Source organism: Aliiglaciecola sp. SL4, assembly GCF_041538045.1.
Taxonomy (GTDB): Bacteria; Pseudomonadota; Gammaproteobacteria; order Enterobacterales; family Alteromonadaceae; genus Aliiglaciecola.
The window spans coordinates 688,418-703,278 of the sequence record NZ_JBGOSE010000001.1 but is presented as its reverse complement, the minus strand read 5'-3'; the positions used below and the strand labels follow the sequence as shown (position 1 = coordinate 703,278).

12 protein-coding genes are annotated in these 14,861 nt (G+C 40.2%); 5 read left to right on the top strand and 7 right to left on the bottom strand.

The genetic code is table 11. The annotated features are described in order from the left end of the window. The first annotated feature begins 117 nt into the window (after positions 1-117). Genes AB6T38_RS03140 through AB6T38_RS03130 form a run of 3 tightly spaced genes read left to right on the top strand, consistent with a single transcriptional unit; the run spans position 118 to position 2,513 of the window. The gene (locus AB6T38_RS03140) at positions 118-1,905 is read left to right on the top strand and encodes an ABC transporter ATP-binding protein/permease (RefSeq protein ID WP_372545920.1); all 1,788 of its coding nucleotides are present in this window, start codon (positions 118-120) and stop codon (positions 1,903-1,905) included. A gap of 14 nt (positions 1,906-1,919) precedes the next feature. Next, positions 1,920-2,141 carry a DUF3820 family protein gene (locus AB6T38_RS03135; RefSeq protein ID WP_303474229.1) on the top strand — a complete coding sequence of 74 codons (222 nt, stop codon included), beginning with the start codon at positions 1,920-1,922 and terminating at the stop codon, positions 2,139-2,141. A gap of 30 nt (positions 2,142-2,171) precedes the next feature. Continuing rightward, positions 2,172-2,513 carry a hypothetical protein gene (locus tag AB6T38_RS03130; RefSeq protein WP_372545918.1) on the top strand — a complete coding sequence of 114 codons (342 nt, stop codon included), beginning with the start codon at positions 2,172-2,174 and terminating at the stop codon, positions 2,511-2,513. A gap of 69 nt (positions 2,514-2,582) precedes the next feature. On the opposite strand, the gene rpsO is transcribed toward AB6T38_RS03130, so the two are convergent. After that, positions 2,583-2,852, bottom strand: coding sequence for a 30S ribosomal protein S15 (gene rpsO, locus AB6T38_RS03125; protein ID WP_216047418.1), 270 nt, complete (start codon positions 2,850-2,852; stop codon positions 2,583-2,585). Positions 2,853-3,093: 241 nt separating this feature from the next. Here rpsO and AB6T38_RS03120 point away from each other — a divergent pair, with 241 nt between their 5' ends. Then, complete coding sequence (locus AB6T38_RS03120; RefSeq protein ID WP_372545916.1) at positions 3,094-5,430, top strand: M20/M25/M40 family metallo-hydrolase; 2,337 nt, start codon at positions 3,094-3,096, stop codon at positions 5,428-5,430. 97 nt (positions 5,431-5,527) lie between these two features. Here the strand turns inward: AB6T38_RS03120 and truB are convergent, their stop codons facing one another. From truB to AB6T38_RS03090, 6 genes are all read right to left on the bottom strand, one after another. After that, the gene (gene truB, locus AB6T38_RS03115; RefSeq protein ID WP_372545914.1) at positions 5,528-6,478 is read right to left on the bottom strand and encodes a tRNA pseudouridine(55) synthase TruB; all 951 of its coding nucleotides are present in this window, start codon (positions 6,476-6,478) and stop codon (positions 5,528-5,530) included. Beyond that, complete coding sequence (gene rbfA / locus AB6T38_RS03110; protein WP_372545912.1) at positions 6,478-6,906, bottom strand: 30S ribosome-binding factor RbfA; 429 nt, start codon at positions 6,904-6,906, stop codon at positions 6,478-6,480. Before rbfA ends, truB begins: the two co-directional genes overlap by 1 nt. Before the next feature lie 72 nt (positions 6,907-6,978). After that, on the bottom strand, positions 6,979-9,588 hold the full coding sequence (gene infB, locus AB6T38_RS03105; protein WP_372545910.1) for a translation initiation factor IF-2: 2,610 nt from the start codon (positions 9,586-9,588) through the stop codon (positions 6,979-6,981). A 28-nt stretch (positions 9,589-9,616) separates the two neighbouring features. Then, entirely contained in the window at positions 9,617-11,110 is a 1,494-nt protein-coding gene (gene nusA, locus AB6T38_RS03100) for a transcription termination factor NusA (protein WP_348493222.1), read from the bottom strand. Positions 11,111-11,159: 49 nt separating this feature from the next. After that, on the bottom strand, positions 11,160-11,615 hold the full coding sequence (gene rimP / locus AB6T38_RS03095) for a ribosome maturation factor RimP (protein WP_372545908.1): 456 nt from the start codon (positions 11,613-11,615) through the stop codon (positions 11,160-11,162). Positions 11,616-12,104: 489 nt separating this feature from the next. Continuing rightward, positions 12,105-13,574, bottom strand: a complete 1,470-nt coding sequence (locus tag AB6T38_RS03090; protein ID WP_372545906.1) for a mannitol dehydrogenase family protein — start codon at positions 13,572-13,574, stop codon at positions 12,105-12,107. 595 nt (positions 13,575-14,169) lie between these two features. Between AB6T38_RS03090 and AB6T38_RS03085 the strand changes: the two genes are divergently transcribed. After that, positions 14,170-14,850, top strand: coding sequence for a response regulator transcription factor (locus AB6T38_RS03085; protein WP_372545905.1), 681 nt, complete (start codon positions 14,170-14,172; stop codon positions 14,848-14,850). The last annotated feature ends 11 nt before the right edge of the window (positions 14,851-14,861 follow it).

Genomic DNA, 14,861 nt, shown 5'->3' with positions numbered 1-14,861 from the left:
CACTAAACCTACATTTGGACTCTAATGCCCTGAAAATCGAGGTTCTTGTAAAACCGTCAATCAGTGAGTGAGCTTTTCTGATAAACTGACCCTACGTTTTATTCCTGCAGCAACAATATGCGTTCACGAAGAATACCAATTGATCCTGATACTCCTGTTAACTGGCTAGTTCTCAAACAGTTATGGCCGTACTTATTAGAATTTAAGCAACGAGTGTTTCTCGCATTTGTTTGCTTGGTGGCCGCCAAGTTAGCCAGTGTTGGTTTGCCTTTTGTGCTAAAACACACTGTAGATAGCTTAAATTCAAAAACAGAGCAGCTAATTCTCGCTCCCATTGCACTGATCGTTGCCTACGGAGCCTTGCGTCTTGCCAATGTTTTATTTGGTGAAATTAGAGACACCTTATTCGGCAGGGTGACAGAAAGAGCCATGCGTCGAGTTGGGTTACGTGTGTTTGAGCACCTACATAGCCTAGACTTAGACTTTCACCTGAATCGACAAACTGGCGGGCTCACCAGAGACATCGAAAGAGGTACCAGTGGCATAAGTTTTCTTATGCGTTTTATGGTTTTTAATATTGGCCCAACGCTAATAGAAATCGCCATGGTAGTTGGCTTACTGTTTTATAACTACGGATTTAACTTCGCCATCGTTATCCTTCTTTCAGTGGTGTTTTATGTCACATTTTCCATGAAAGCCACTGACTGGCGAACTAAATATGTACGTGAAGTCAATCTTGCTGACTCCAGTACCAATACGCGAGCCATTGATAGCCTCCTCAATTATGAAACCGTCAAGTACTTCAATAATGAAGCTTATGAAGCCAATCGCTATGATAATGACTTAGCAGGCTGGGAATCCGCTAGACGCAAAAACCGACTATCATTATTTGCACTAAATGGTGGACAGGCATTAATTATTGCCATTGCCATGACATCTATGATGGCCATGGCTGCCTATGGTGTTGCCGATAATAAGATGACCATTGGTGATTTTGTATTGATCAACGCATTTACCATGCAAATATTTATGCCCTTGAACTTTTTGGGGTTTGTCTATCGAGAAATTCGAGGTTCGTTAGCGAACATTGAAAATTTATTTGGTTTACTTGGCAAGTCCGCCACTGTTAAAAATGAGCATGACGATACGACTTTAAAGGTCAATGGTGCAGAGATCACCTTTAGCAATGTCGGATTCAGCTATCACCCCGACCGCCCTATTTTAGATAACCTCTCATTCAGCATAGGAGCTGGAGAAAAAGTCGCAGTGGTCGGTGAAAGTGGTGCGGGAAAATCGACTATCGTAAAATTACTATTTCGCTTCTACGATGTAACAAAGGGAAAAATACTGATCGATGACCAAGATATCAGTCAAGTTTCCCAACAGTCTTTACGAAAAGCCATTGGAATAGTGCCCCAAGATACAGTTTTATTTAATGACAGTATTTTCGAGAATGTACGTTATGGCCGACCTACCGCTAGCGATGAAGAAGTGAATCAAGCGATAGACTTAGCCCACCTCCGAAAGTTTGTAGACAGTTTACCTAAAGGTGCTCAAACCCAAGTGGGCGAACGTGGACTAAAACTTTCTGGTGGTGAAAAACAACGGGTTGCAATAGCCAGAACCATTTTAAAAAGGCCCCCTATATTAGTTTTTGATGAAGCGACGTCTTCGTTAGACAGCCAATCAGAAAAAGCGATTTTAGATGCCATTAAAGACGTATCCAAGGGGCATACAAGTTTGGTGATTGCTCACCGTCTTTCCACAATCATAGATGCTGATAAAATTGTTGTACTAGAGAAAGGGCAGGTAGTAGAACAAGGCACGCATAAAGAGCTTTTAAAGCAGCATGGTTTATATAAGAAGCTTTGGGATACCCAACAAAACTCAATACAACAAGATTAGAATGAAGCAAGCGAATGTTTGATCCAACAGTCATAAAACAAGCAGTCAACCAAACCATGCCATTTGGCAAGTATGCAGGCCGAAAACTGCTGCACTTACCTGAGCCCTATTTAGTCTGGTTTCATCAAAAAGGCTTTCCAGCAGGAAAACTAGGAGAACAACTGGCGTTAATGTATGAAATAAAACTTAACGGGTTAGAATCAATGCTCGCGCCTTTATTAGATGAAAACCAATAACGGGTTCCATATCTATTTGGAGGTTAACCCATGAGAGTATCGCGAAACAATACTAAACAGCCCAATGCTATTGACGAAAATTTGTTGGCTATCCATCAACGTATTGGTGAAAAGCTTTTGCAGTCCCCCGAGATGATCAACAAAGTTGAAGAGAAACTTGAATCACGATTCAATGCTGGATTAATTTATCGAGGCTTATATTTAGATTGGTGGTCAATTCTGGAACTGAAAGGTGATATGTCCAGTGTAGTCTCACAACTATGTGTTGAAAATGAACGGATGAATAAATTACGACGTCACTCACCTTTCGTGGGAATTCTTACTGAGACTGAGCGTGAAGAATTTTTCAACCAACAACAAGCTCGACTTTAACCCAATAGAATTTTTAAACTGGATCAAAAAAGGCGCTATTAAGCGCCTTTTTTATGCTATCAAATCGAATTAACGACGTAGACCTAAACGTTTTATAAGGTCTTGATAACGCTCTACATTTTTACCTTTAAGGTAATCAAGTAACTTACGACGTTGGCTAACCATACGTAACAAACCACGACGTGAGTGATGGTCTTTCTTATGATCAGCGAAGTGACCTTGCAATTTATTGATGTTGTTAGTCAATAAAGCAACTTGTACTTCAGGTGAACCAGTATCACCTTCTTTAACACCGAAGTCGGCAATTATTTGTGCTGTTTCTTGAGTAGTTAGTGACATATTTTTCTCCAAATTTAATAAAGACTCGCCGATCACTAATTCAGCGGAGTCGAAAGAGGGCGTATTATAGCGATGCAGCTATTTTTATCAAGGTAAATTACCGACAAATACTGATTATAAAACCTGAGTGATGCTTTAATTAATCTAACTCGAATTTGTTGCTTTTTTATTCTACATTAAACTAATAGTTATCAGCCCCCGTAGCCTAGCAAGCATACGGCAAATTTTACCAAGGAATGCCATGGCTCAATATGAAATGACAGCTTCAAGGCTTTATAGTTTCCTCGTAGTGATGGCAATTGTCTTTACAGTAGTATGGAGCTGGAATGCACAAAAACCCGCTGATGATGCTCAATATAAAATAGCTGACGAGACTATATCTATCGCCAATACTTGGGCTCACATAGCTAACATTAGTGAACTCCCCCACTTCACCGGCTCTAGCGGACATGCCAAGGTTCGAAACTATTTAGTCAATCAATTAGAAGAGTTAGATTTAGAGGTCGAAGTGCAAACAACCTTGGGGTTGCGATCAAACTATTTTGTGGCTTCAACTGTATCTAACATTATTGCCAAGATACCAGCTACAACACCTTCGGAGGGGAATAAAGCTTTAGCCTTAATGTCCCATTACGATTCGGCCAATGGCTATTCTCATGGTGCAAGTGACGCTGGCAGTGGCGTGGCGGCAATAATTGAAGCAACCCGCGCATTTTTAAACAGTGGATTAACCCACAGCAACGATATTTATATTATTTTTACCGATGCCGAAGAACAAGGTTTACTTGGCGCGCAAGGTTTTGTGAAAGAACATCCCTCGGCAGATAAAATTGGCTTAATTCTAAACTTTGAAGCACGAGGTTCTGGGGGACCAAGCTTCACCTTATTGGAAACCAATCACGGTAACAAAAATATAGTGGAAGGGTTAGTTGATGCTAAGTTGACCAACCCTACGGCTAATTCTTTGATGTATAGCATTTATAAAATGTTGCCAAATGATACCGATCTCACTGTATTTAGAGAAGAAGCTGACATCAACGGCTTAAACTTTGCCTTTATTGATGATCATTTCGATTACCATACTGCCCAAGACACTCCAGAGAGATTAGATGCGTCTAGCCTTAATCATCAAATTAGCTATTTATCGGCCTTATTACCCTACTTTGCTAATTCAGATTTAGAAAAACTCACCACTAACAAAGATGTGGTGTATTTTAATTTTGCTAATATTGCGCTCTATGACTATCCATTTTTATGGGTACTGCCCATAAGTATTTTAGTGGCACTGGTTTTTTTAATGATGTCCATTAGCGCCATTAACAAAAAACGGATTAAATTGAAGTCTGTATTAATAGCCACTTTCCCCATTATCCTAAATATTATTTTAGCATTCGCTATAGGCTTAGTAGGTTGGCATGTCTTAGTTTGGCTTTATCCGCAATTCAATGATATACCGCAAAGATTCCCCTACGGCGGTCACTACATATTAACTACCGCCATTTTGCTTACCATTTGTATGGGCTTTTTCACCTACCAAGTATTCGCTAAACGGTTTCCAAGCATAAGAATAGTTGAATGGTATTTGCCTATTATTGCCCTGTGGATTGTCATTAATATTTTAATTGGTATTTTTCTAACGGGAGCGGGCTTCTTTATTATTTTAGCCGTCGCTCCACTGGCAATTTTTGGCAATATTCTTCGATACAGAACCACGGCAAACAGAAAGGTCATTACCTATACGCTTTTTAGTTTACCCGGTTTAGTCATAATATCCCCTCTGATACCGACGATTGTGGTAGGACTAGGGCTTCCAAATTTAGCTATCGCTACAATAATGACCACGTTGTTACTGATGACCTTACTGCCAATATTTTTTATTATCAAAGGGCTCAGAAGTATTCAGTTATTTTGTTTAGCGGGCGCATTTATTAGTTTTGTTGGCATTCACCTCAACGCAGATTATTCTGAGGATCGAAAAAAGCCAAGCAGTATTAATTACCTATACGATACTGAGTCAAACCAAGCTAGGCTATTTTCCTATAACCAACATTTAGATAGTTTTGTTCAACCTTTTTTTACGCTTAAGGACACAGACACTAGTGATTTAATGGGCTTAGTTTCAGATAGAACGAGTCGTTCTGCCCATTATGCTAGCCAAACTCAGGCTCTTGATATCCAACCGGCGCATGTAACGGTAACTCACTCAGTAGATGAAAATGATATCAGCCAACTCACACTGAAAATCGAACCCAGTCGCCCTCTTAATTCAATTCAAATTATAAGTGATACACCTTTAGATGTGTTTGCATTGTCGATTAACCAAAAAGCATTCGACATATTAGGCAGTAGAAAACAGAATAACTCGGTGATGTACTATGTTGTAAATGATATGCAGCCCATTGACGTGAAAATAAAATATCGTCCTGATAGTCACCCGGCAACATTACGATTAGTGGAAACAAGTCGAGACTTAGCACAACATCTTATGCAATTAACACCTCGAGGAGAAGATATTATGGCCTCACCTTTTAAAGTAACGGATGCGGTTATTATTAGCCAAGTTATCATTCAAGAGTGATTTGCACCCATAAAAAAACTCAGAGCAAACAGTGTTAAATTAACTATTTACCCTGAGTATTGATTCACTCAACTTTAGTTTGTTATTGCAGAAGGGTTTATCTTACCACTAGGCGTTTAGGTGCAATCTGTAGATTATCATCAATGAAACCTACCCCTAAAAATAGCTCATTCGAATAAACTCTTACTTGAGAATCTAACGGCATAGATAGTTTTTGTATAGGATTAACTGGGTTTCCATTACAAAAATAGCTTGCTCGCTCAGGGTCTAGTTTAACTGCTGGCAGAGTTTTGACCGGTGAATCCATGGCTAATAACAATGCATCCATGGCCTCAAAACTGCTGTCATCCATAATATCCAATTCATTATCATTAATGACCTGTCGCATGGCCAACAATGCATCTAAGGTTATGACTTTATCAGCAGGATAGTCGGCTACTTTAGAGCGGTGTAAACGGCTAACAAAAGCACCACAGCCTAAAAGTTGGCCAATATCATCAACTAAAGAACGAATATAAGTGCCTTTACTGCAATGCACAATCATATCCACTTTATGGTCTTCAATCTTTTCAATTTGCAACGAAAAGATAGTGATTTTCCGGGCTTCCCTGGGTACTTCAATACCTTGTCTGGCATAAAAATAAAGGGGTTTACCTTGGTACTTTAAGGCCGAAAACATGGAGGGTACTTGATCCGACGTTCCCACAAAGCTCAAACAGGCTTTTTCAATTTCTGCTTTGCTAACCTCTACAGGTTTGCTCTCAACAATCTCACCATCAGCATCAGACGTTGTCGTACGCACACCCAAAGTGGCTGTAACTGAATAGGTTTTATCTGCATCCAGAAGAAACTGTGAAAACTTGGTGGCTTCTCCTAAACAAATAGGCAACATACCTGTTGCCAGAGGATCAAGGGCACCCGTGTGGCCAGCTTTTGCAGCATTAAAACAACGCTTAACCTTTTGCAGTGCATCGTTAGAGGATAATCCTAACGGCTTGTCGAGGAGTAACATGCCATCGATGGCACGTCCTTTACGCTTTCTCGCCATTAGTGATTATCGTCCGTGTCCTGATCTTCTTTATCTAAATCACGACCGGCTTTTAAGGCACGTTCTTTATCGTCATTCAGTGTTTGTGATACTAAAGTGGATATACGAATTCCTTCAGTGATTGACGTGTCTTGATAAAATTTCAAAGCAGGAACTGCACGCATACGCATACGTTTAGCTAACAAAGTGCGAATAAAGCCTTTGTTATCTTCCAAAATTTGATTAAACAATTTCAGTTTTTCTTCATCTGTTTCGAAAAAAGTCACATAGACTTTTGCATGGGCTAAATCTCGAGAGACATCAACCCCAGATACAGTCACCATGCCTAAACGTGGATCACGATTTTTAAATTCATTTTGGAAAATGCTGGCCACTTCTTTGTGGATTTGCTGTCCAACTCGTTCAGTGCGGGAAAATTCTCTAGCCATACTGACACTCCTAAATTCCAGTCAAAAACGGAGGCTTAAGCCCCCGTTTTAATTCTAATTGAAACGCGAGGGTTATATTTCGCGTTTTACTTCTACGGTTTCGAATACTTCGATTTGGTCACCGACCTTAACATCGTTGTAGTTTTTCACGCCGATACCACATTCCATACCGTTACGTACTTCTTGTACGTCGTCTTTGAAGCGGCGAAGTGATTCAAGTTCACCTTCATAGATAACTACGTTTTCACGAAGTACACGAATAGGCGCACTACGTTTAATGTTACCTTCAGTTACCATACAACCAGCGATTGCACCAATTTTCGGTGATTTAAATACATCACGTACTTCAGCCAAACCAATAATTTGTTGTTTGAACTCAGGTGCAAGCATACCGCTCATTGCTTGTTTAACTTCATCTATCAGGTCATAAATAACACTGTAGTAACGTAAGTCGATTTCTTCAGCTTCAATTATGCGTCTAGCTGTCGCATCGGCACGAACGTTAAAGCCAACCACAATGGCACTAGAAGCCGCAGCTAAGCTAGCATCAGTTTCAGTAATACCACCAACACCACTACCTACAATAATGACTTTTACTTCATCAGTAGAAAGTTTGGTTAAGGATTCTGAAATTGCTTCTACAGAGCCCTGAACATCGGCTTTTAATACCACATTCAGTTCACTCACATCACCGGCTTCCATGTTTGCAAACATGTTTTCAAGCTTGGCTTTTTGTTGTTTAGCTAGTTTCAAATCACGTTGTTTAGTATGTCGTTTGCTCGCAACTTCACGGGCCTTACGCTCATCTTGCACAACTAATGCGTCTTCACCAGCAATTGGCACACCGGATAAACCAAGCACTTCTACTGGTGTAGATGGACCGGCAACTGTTACTTCATGGCCATTTTCATCACGCATGGCACGCACACGACCGTATTCGATTCCGCATAATAGAATGTCGCCAGCTTTCAACTCACCTTCTTGAACCAGTACCGAAGCCACAGGGCCGCGACCTTTATCAAGGCGAGATTCAATAACGATACCTTTTGCTGGGCCAGTTGGTACAGCTTGTAAGTCAAGTAATTCAGCTTGCAAAGAAATCGCTTCTAGAAGCTCATCGATGCCCATACCTGTTTTAGCAGATACGTTTACGAATTGGTGTTCACCACCCCATTCTTCTGAAATAACTTCAAGTTGCGATAATTCAGTCTTAACACGATCTGGATCGGCAGCTTCTTTATCCATTTTGTTAACCGCAACAATCAAAGGTACGCCAGCAGCTTTTGCATGCTGAACAGCTTCTTTTGTTTGTGGCATTACGCCATCGTCTGCGGCAACAACCAAGATAACGATATCTGTTGCTACTGCTCCACGAGCACGCATGGCAGTAAACGCGGCGTGTCCAGGCGTATCTAAGAAGGCAATTCGACCATTATCAGTTTCAACGCTGTAAGCACCAATATGCTGGGTAATACCACCCGCTTCGCCATCGGCAACTTTCGCTCTACGAATGTAATCCAACAACGAGGTTTTACCATGGTCAACGTGACCCATGATGGTAACCACTGGCGCTCTGTTTTCTTTATCGCCAGATGCTTTATCAGCTAACAATTCGTCTTCTAATGCGTTGTCATTGACCAATTCATATTTGTGACCCATTTCTTCTACTACTAATACCGCAGTGTCTTGGTCCAATACTTGGTTAATGGTTACCATTTCACCCATTTTCATCATCGCTTTGATTACTTCAGTGGCTTTAATTGCCATTTTGCTAGCAAGTTCGCCAACACTGATAGTTTCACCAATACGAACAATACGTTCTACGGGTTGAGCTGGTTTGTTGAAGCCATGCTTAAGGTCAGCACCAGCATTCTTTTTCGATTTTTTACGACGACGAGAGCCGCGCTCTACTTGCGCATCTTCTTCATCTTCTGCTTCTTGAGCATAACGGTTAGAGTGCACATGCACTTCTTCAGCTTCTTGCTTTTTACGACGTTCTTCTTCTTCTTTCCAACGACGCTCATTTTCTTCTGCTAAACGTTTTGCTTCTTCAGCCGCTTTCTTAGCGTCTTCTTCAAGTTTACGTTGTGCTTCATCTTCCTGAAGTTTACGGATACGTTCAGCTTCTGCTCTTGCTTCTTCCTGAGCTGCCTTTTCTTCTGGAGACAATTGCACTTCTTCTTTTTGACGAGCTGCGGCTTCTTTTTTTGCTTGTTCAATTCTTGCCGCTTTTTCAGCTTCTGCTTTCGCTTTAGCTTCTGCCGCTTTTGCTGCTTTTTCTTCAGCTGCTTTTTTCGCTTCTTCAGCAGCTTTTTTCTCTGCTTCAAGTTTTTCCTGCGCTTCTTGCGCTTTACGCTTAGCTTCTTCTTCAGCTAAACGCGCTTCTTCAACATCAGTGCGTTTAACATAAGTACGTTTTTTACGTACTTCAACTTTAACAGCTTTTGACTTACCAACACTTAACGTACTAGTAGTCTTGCGTTGCAAGGTCATGCGCTTTGGTCCTTCCGAACCATTACCACCGTGAGATTTACTCAGGTGATCAAGCAATTGACGCTTTTCATCTTCGGTGATCATATCACCCGCTTTTTTTGTTAAACCTGCGTCTGCAAACTGCTGAACTAAGCGATCAACTTGAGTGCCTATGTCGGTGGCTAGTTTTTCGATGGAGACTTCTGCCATATAGCTGTATTCCTCTTGTTGATCTTACTTATTCTTCACTAAACCAAACGATGTTACGTGCAGCCATTATTAGCTGTCCGGCTTTTTCTTCGTCTAGTTCTTCAATATCACTGATTTCATCAGTACCTTGTTCGGCTAAGCCCTCAAGGTCTGTAATTCCTCTACTTGCTAGTACGTAGGCCACATGGCGCTCCATACCTTCGAGGTTTAGTAATTCTTCTTTTGGTTCAGAAGCTTCAAGTGACTCTTCATTCGCCAAAGCTTGTGTGGTTAATGCCGCTCTTGCTCTACCACGAAGTTCTTCAACCATGTCTTCATCGAAACCTTCGATGGCTAACAATTCATTAGCTGGAACATAAGCGATTTCTTCGACTGTTGAGAATCCTTCGTCAACCAAAACGGCAGCGAAATCTTCGTCAATATCAAGACTTTCAATAAACACACCTAACACCTTCGAGTTTTCCTCTTCGTGTTTAGAGTTTAAGTCTTCAACGGTCATTACATTAAGTGTCCAGCCAGTTAACTGGCTGGCTAAGCGTACGTTTTGACCACTACGACCAATTGCCTGTGCTAGGTTGTCTGCTTCAACAGCAACATCCATCGAACCTGCATCTTCGTCAACAACGATTGATGCCACTTCAGCAGGTGCCATAGCATTGATGACGAATTGCGCTGGATTCTCATCCCACAACACGATATCAACACGTTCACCGCCAAGTTCACCAGAAACGGCTTGTACACGAGAACCACGCATTCCTACGCAAGCCCCTACAGGGTCCAAGCGCTTATCGTTAGTTTTCACAGCAATTTTAGCGCGTGAACCTGGATCACGGGCAGCGGCTTTAATTTCTAACGTTTCTTCTGCTATTTCCGGCACTTCGATACGGAACAATTCAACCAACATATCTGGGTGTGTTCGGCTAATAAATAACTGTGCACCACGGGCTTCGGGACGGATTACGTATAACAAACCTCGTACTCTGTCACCTGGGCGGAAAGTTTCGCGAGGAAGCATATCGTCACGGTAAATAACCCCTTCAGCATTATTACCTAAATCGATAATAACGTTGTCGCGATTCACCTTTTTCACTGTACCTGTAACCAAATCACCAACACGATCTTCATATTCCGCAATCATTTGTGCTCGCTCGGCTTCACGTACTTTTTGTACGATAACCTGTTTAGCTGTTTGCGTAGTGATACGATCAAATTTAATTGATTCAATCTGATCTTCTATAAATTCACCCAATTGAATCTCAGGATCATCTACTTGGGCTGCAGAAAAGGTAATTTCTGCATACGGGTTTTCTTGTACCTGATCATCAGGAATAACTACCCAGCGGCGAAAAGTATCAAAATCGCCCGTTTCGCGGTCGATATTTACTCTTACTTCAATTTCGCCTTCATTCTTCTTTTTAGTAGCGCTGGCAATAGCATATTCTAATGCCTCAAAGATTTTCTCTTTGGGAACCTGTTTTTCATTTGAAACGGCTTCTGCCACTAACAAAATTTCTTTATTCATCGTTGCCTCACTGATTGCTTCCCTAAGAAAGCGCTAATATGAATCTTTCTTAAAATGTTGGAACCAAATTACCTTTTTCGATATTTGCTACGGCTAAAACGAATTCTTGACCATCAACTTCTACCGTTAAATTTCCATTGTCTACACTTAACAATGTACCTTTAAAGTTTCTTCTATCATTCATTGGCATACGCAACCGTATTGCCACAACCTCACCAACACACTGTTGATAATGGGCTTCTTTAAAAAGCGGTCTATCCATGCCAGGAGATGACACTTCTAGGTTATATTCAGTACTAATGGGGTCTTCCACGTCTAGCACTGCACTAACCTGTAAACTCACGTCAGCGCAATTCTCAACAGTAATACCATCAGGATGATCTATATAGACACGCATCGTTGAGTGTTTTCCGGCACGAACAAATTCTACTCCCACCAGCTCAAAGCCTGCAGCTTCAACTGGTGCAATTAGCATATCCGTGAGTTTTTGTTCAAGTTGTGACAAAAATAAAGCTCCAAATACAAAAAAAGGGCGAAAAGCCCAGATATAGTAAACCAATAATAACAACAAAAAGCCCCGGACAAGCGGGGCTTTTTGTTTCTGGACCCTAACCCACTATTCAACTCTTATGGCTGCTTAACAAACTGAATGCGAAACGCGAAACAGAAGTTGTGCGGACCGTCGAATAAGTGGTCGCAAGAATCGACTCACCTAATAAGGTAATTCTGGAAAAATCAGTATCTTTTCTTGCAGTTTCTAAGTCAGTTAAACCAACTAATCGAGACGTTACTATCCAATTCAGAGGGAGCCCGTCTCAAAAGATGCGCATAGTATACGTACGTCAACACTGAGTTGCAAGGTAAAGAATAGAATGCATTACATCAAAAGCTTTGCTCAACAAGGTCACGGTCAATCAAACTAGCAACGCATTTTTCATTCTATACATACCCATAAACTTCAACATGCAGATGAATGAGCGCTAAAAGCGAAAACTCATTCTTCTAAACGGTTCAAACAATCCGTCAAATTTTGTTGATTGATAGTGGACAAGGTTGTTACATGACCTTTAACTATGCTTCTAAACTCCTCATTGCTCGACAAATCGTCAAATATGGAGGTTAAATCCAAGATTGCATCAGTTAGTTGCAGGGGATCATCAGCGTGCTTTTGTGCTAGTTTGAGTAAGTTTTGTGCCATAGGGTCAACTAACTCTTGTTGCTCTTCGTAACGTTTGCCAACAAATAAGCACCAAGCAGCTACAGGAACACAAAGCAGTTTGATACTACGCTGATTGTGCATGTTATCTTTAATCGGGTTAAGTATACGAAATGGCAGTTTTTGTGAGCCATCCCAAGCTATTTGTGCCAACAGATGACGAATATTCTTATTGTGATATCGGTGAATAATATCTTCGGCATACTGTTCTAAATTCATGCTATCTGAATTTCCAATTGACGGAACTATTTCTTGGGACAGTAATTTTTTTATGAACTGCTCAATTGCAGGTAAACTGATTGCTGAATAAACCGTTTCCAGTCCACATAAACTCCCTAAATAAGCCAAAGTTGAGTGTGTACCATTTAACACTCGTAGTTTTGCCTTTTCGTACTGATGTACATCATCAGTAAAGATAACCCCAACCTTATCCCAAGCAGGTCTAGGGCCACTGAATTTATCTTCAATTACCCATTGGCTAAAAGACTCGCGCTGAATAGGCCAAGCATCATCTACACCAATTTCCTGTTGAGTTTTCTCTCTCAACTCATCATTTGTAGCTGGCGTGATACTGTCTACCATAGTGTTGGGGAAACAAATATTCTTTTCTATCCATTGACTCAAAGAGCTGGATATCTCTGCAGCAAAAGTCAACACGGCTTTAGCCAGTTTATCTCCATTGCCCGATACATTGTCGCAGCTAATAATAGTTAATTCACTATTCTGCTCGGTGAATCTTACGTTCAATGCAGCCACTAAAAGGCCAATGGCAGAAACCGGGGCATCAGGTGTCGCCAAATCATGTTTAATGTCAGAATTTTGCCTATCAAGCTCGCCTTTACTATTAAGGCAATAGCCCTTTTCAGTTACGGTTAACGAAATTATATGCGTAGCAGCATCGGTCATTGCATCCATCACTTGTTGCCGCTGCTCCCCTAACACAAACATCTGATTAAACACTCCGACAATTTGTACATAGGGAGCTTCATCCAACACCATTAATGAATATAAATTATCTTGGCTGGCTAACTTATCTCGCAGATCTCTGCTACGTAAGGATACACCATCAATCTTCCAGTTCCCGCCTTGTTCAGACATAGCTAAATCGGTATACACAGCTTGATGAGCACGATGAAATGCACCCGGTCCTAAATGTACAATGCCACGGGTAGTTGTTTTCAAGTTATATTCTGGTAAACGAACTTCTTTAGGGAGTGATTGCAATACTTGTCGATCTAATCCTGACATCAAACGGGCCTTTTAAATGAGTAAGCTTTAACGCTAAGTTCTTGGTTGAGTTTACTACCAATTGAACAGTTATTTTATTGTATAAACAGTGGCCTAATACTGAAATTGCAATTCAGTATAAACCTTTTTCCGCACAATAAACTTTTGATAATTATCTATAAAGCATCATATTTGGAGGATAAAAAACAGACTTTTTAAGATAGCCTGTAAATGCATTTATTCGATTTGAAGATCGTAACACAACTTTCGACGTTTACTGAAGCCTCTAAACACTAGTACCCATTGTCGATTTTCAACCCAAATTATTAGGCTTTAATTGTAATAAAAAGTGATACTTGAAATAGCTTAAAAATGGATTGTTTAAATCATAGATTCATCTATCAATAAATTCGATTCATTTTCTAAATTCTTTGTAAGTGACTAATTTAACTTTGTTTATTTCACTCTAGAAAAGTGTGTAAATAACAGTAATATTAGAGTGTATTTTTTTTACCTTTTCTTATTGAACTTATGAGTCCATGTATGTATTCTGAGTGTTACAAACTCGTTAAGCATCATAATAAAAAGAAAGTAAACTCTCAAAGGACTCTAAGCTATGCAAGGAAATAGAGCGTTTGTAATTTCTCCTCAAAAAGAAGATATCCACAAAAAGCGGCACTGTAAATTAAACCACTTTCTAGATCTTGTAGATGCCTGTGGATTTGATTTACAGGTTGGAAACTTTTGTCCAAAATCTGATTACATTGCGTCTTTCGATGTGATTTTTGTTGATTGTAAAACAATTAACAAAAATTCAATTCAACAAGTTCCGGTTTTAAAATACAAAAATCTAATAAAGATTATCTTATTCAATGCAAGTAGTAATTTAGATTTTGAAGTTGCAGCCATTAAACACGGCATATCAGGTATTTTTTACGCAAATGATAAACTTGAAATAGTAATTAAAGGTATTAACACCATTAAACAAGATAGAAAATGGTTTCGTAGAAATGCCCTTGAGTTGCTAATCGATGAAATGTTGAGTGATGCTAATTTTTCCACAGATATAGTGGACAGAAGTCAAACAGGATTCTGGCAACAGTCTTTAACTAAGCGCGAACAAACTATCGTCAAATACATTAGCCAAGGTGCACAAAACCAAGAAATAGCCGATCAACTGCATATCAGTGTCAATACGGTCAAAACCCACATCTACAGTATCTTTAGAAAAACCAGTTGTAGAAATCGAGTAGAGTTAATCACCTGGTCTAGACAAACAACAGAAACTGCTTGTTAATAGGCTGTTTC

Coding starts and splice junctions, on each gene's coding strand:
- AB6T38_RS03140 (WP_372545920.1), top strand. CDS start 118: ATGCGTTCACGAAGAATACCAATTGATCCTGATACTCCTGTTAACTGG.
- AB6T38_RS03135 (WP_303474229.1), top strand. CDS start 1,920: ATGTTTGATCCAACAGTCATAAAACAAGCAGTCAACCAAACCATGCCA.
- AB6T38_RS03130 (WP_372545918.1), top strand. CDS start 2,172: ATGAGAGTATCGCGAAACAATACTAAACAGCCCAATGCTATTGACGAA.
- rpsO (WP_216047418.1), bottom strand. CDS start 2,852: ATGTCACTAACTACTCAAGAAACAGCACAAATAATTGCCGACTTCGGT.
- AB6T38_RS03120 (WP_372545916.1), top strand. CDS start 3,094: ATGGCTCAATATGAAATGACAGCTTCAAGGCTTTATAGTTTCCTCGTA.
- truB (WP_372545914.1), bottom strand. CDS start 6,478: ATGGCGAGAAAGCGTAAAGGACGTGCCATCGATGGCATGTTACTCCTC.
- rbfA (WP_372545912.1), bottom strand. CDS start 6,906: ATGGCTAGAGAATTTTCCCGCACTGAACGAGTTGGACAGCAAATCCAC.
- infB (WP_372545910.1), bottom strand. CDS start 9,588: ATGGCAGAAGTCTCCATCGAAAAACTAGCCACCGACATAGGCACTCAA.
- nusA (WP_348493222.1), bottom strand. CDS start 11,110: ATGAATAAAGAAATTTTGTTAGTGGCAGAAGCCGTTTCAAATGAAAAA.
- AB6T38_RS03090 (WP_372545906.1), bottom strand. CDS start 13,574: ATGTCAGGATTAGATCGACAAGTATTGCAATCACTCCCTAAAGAAGTT.
- AB6T38_RS03085 (WP_372545905.1), top strand. CDS start 14,170: ATGCAAGGAAATAGAGCGTTTGTAATTTCTCCTCAAAAAGAAGATATC.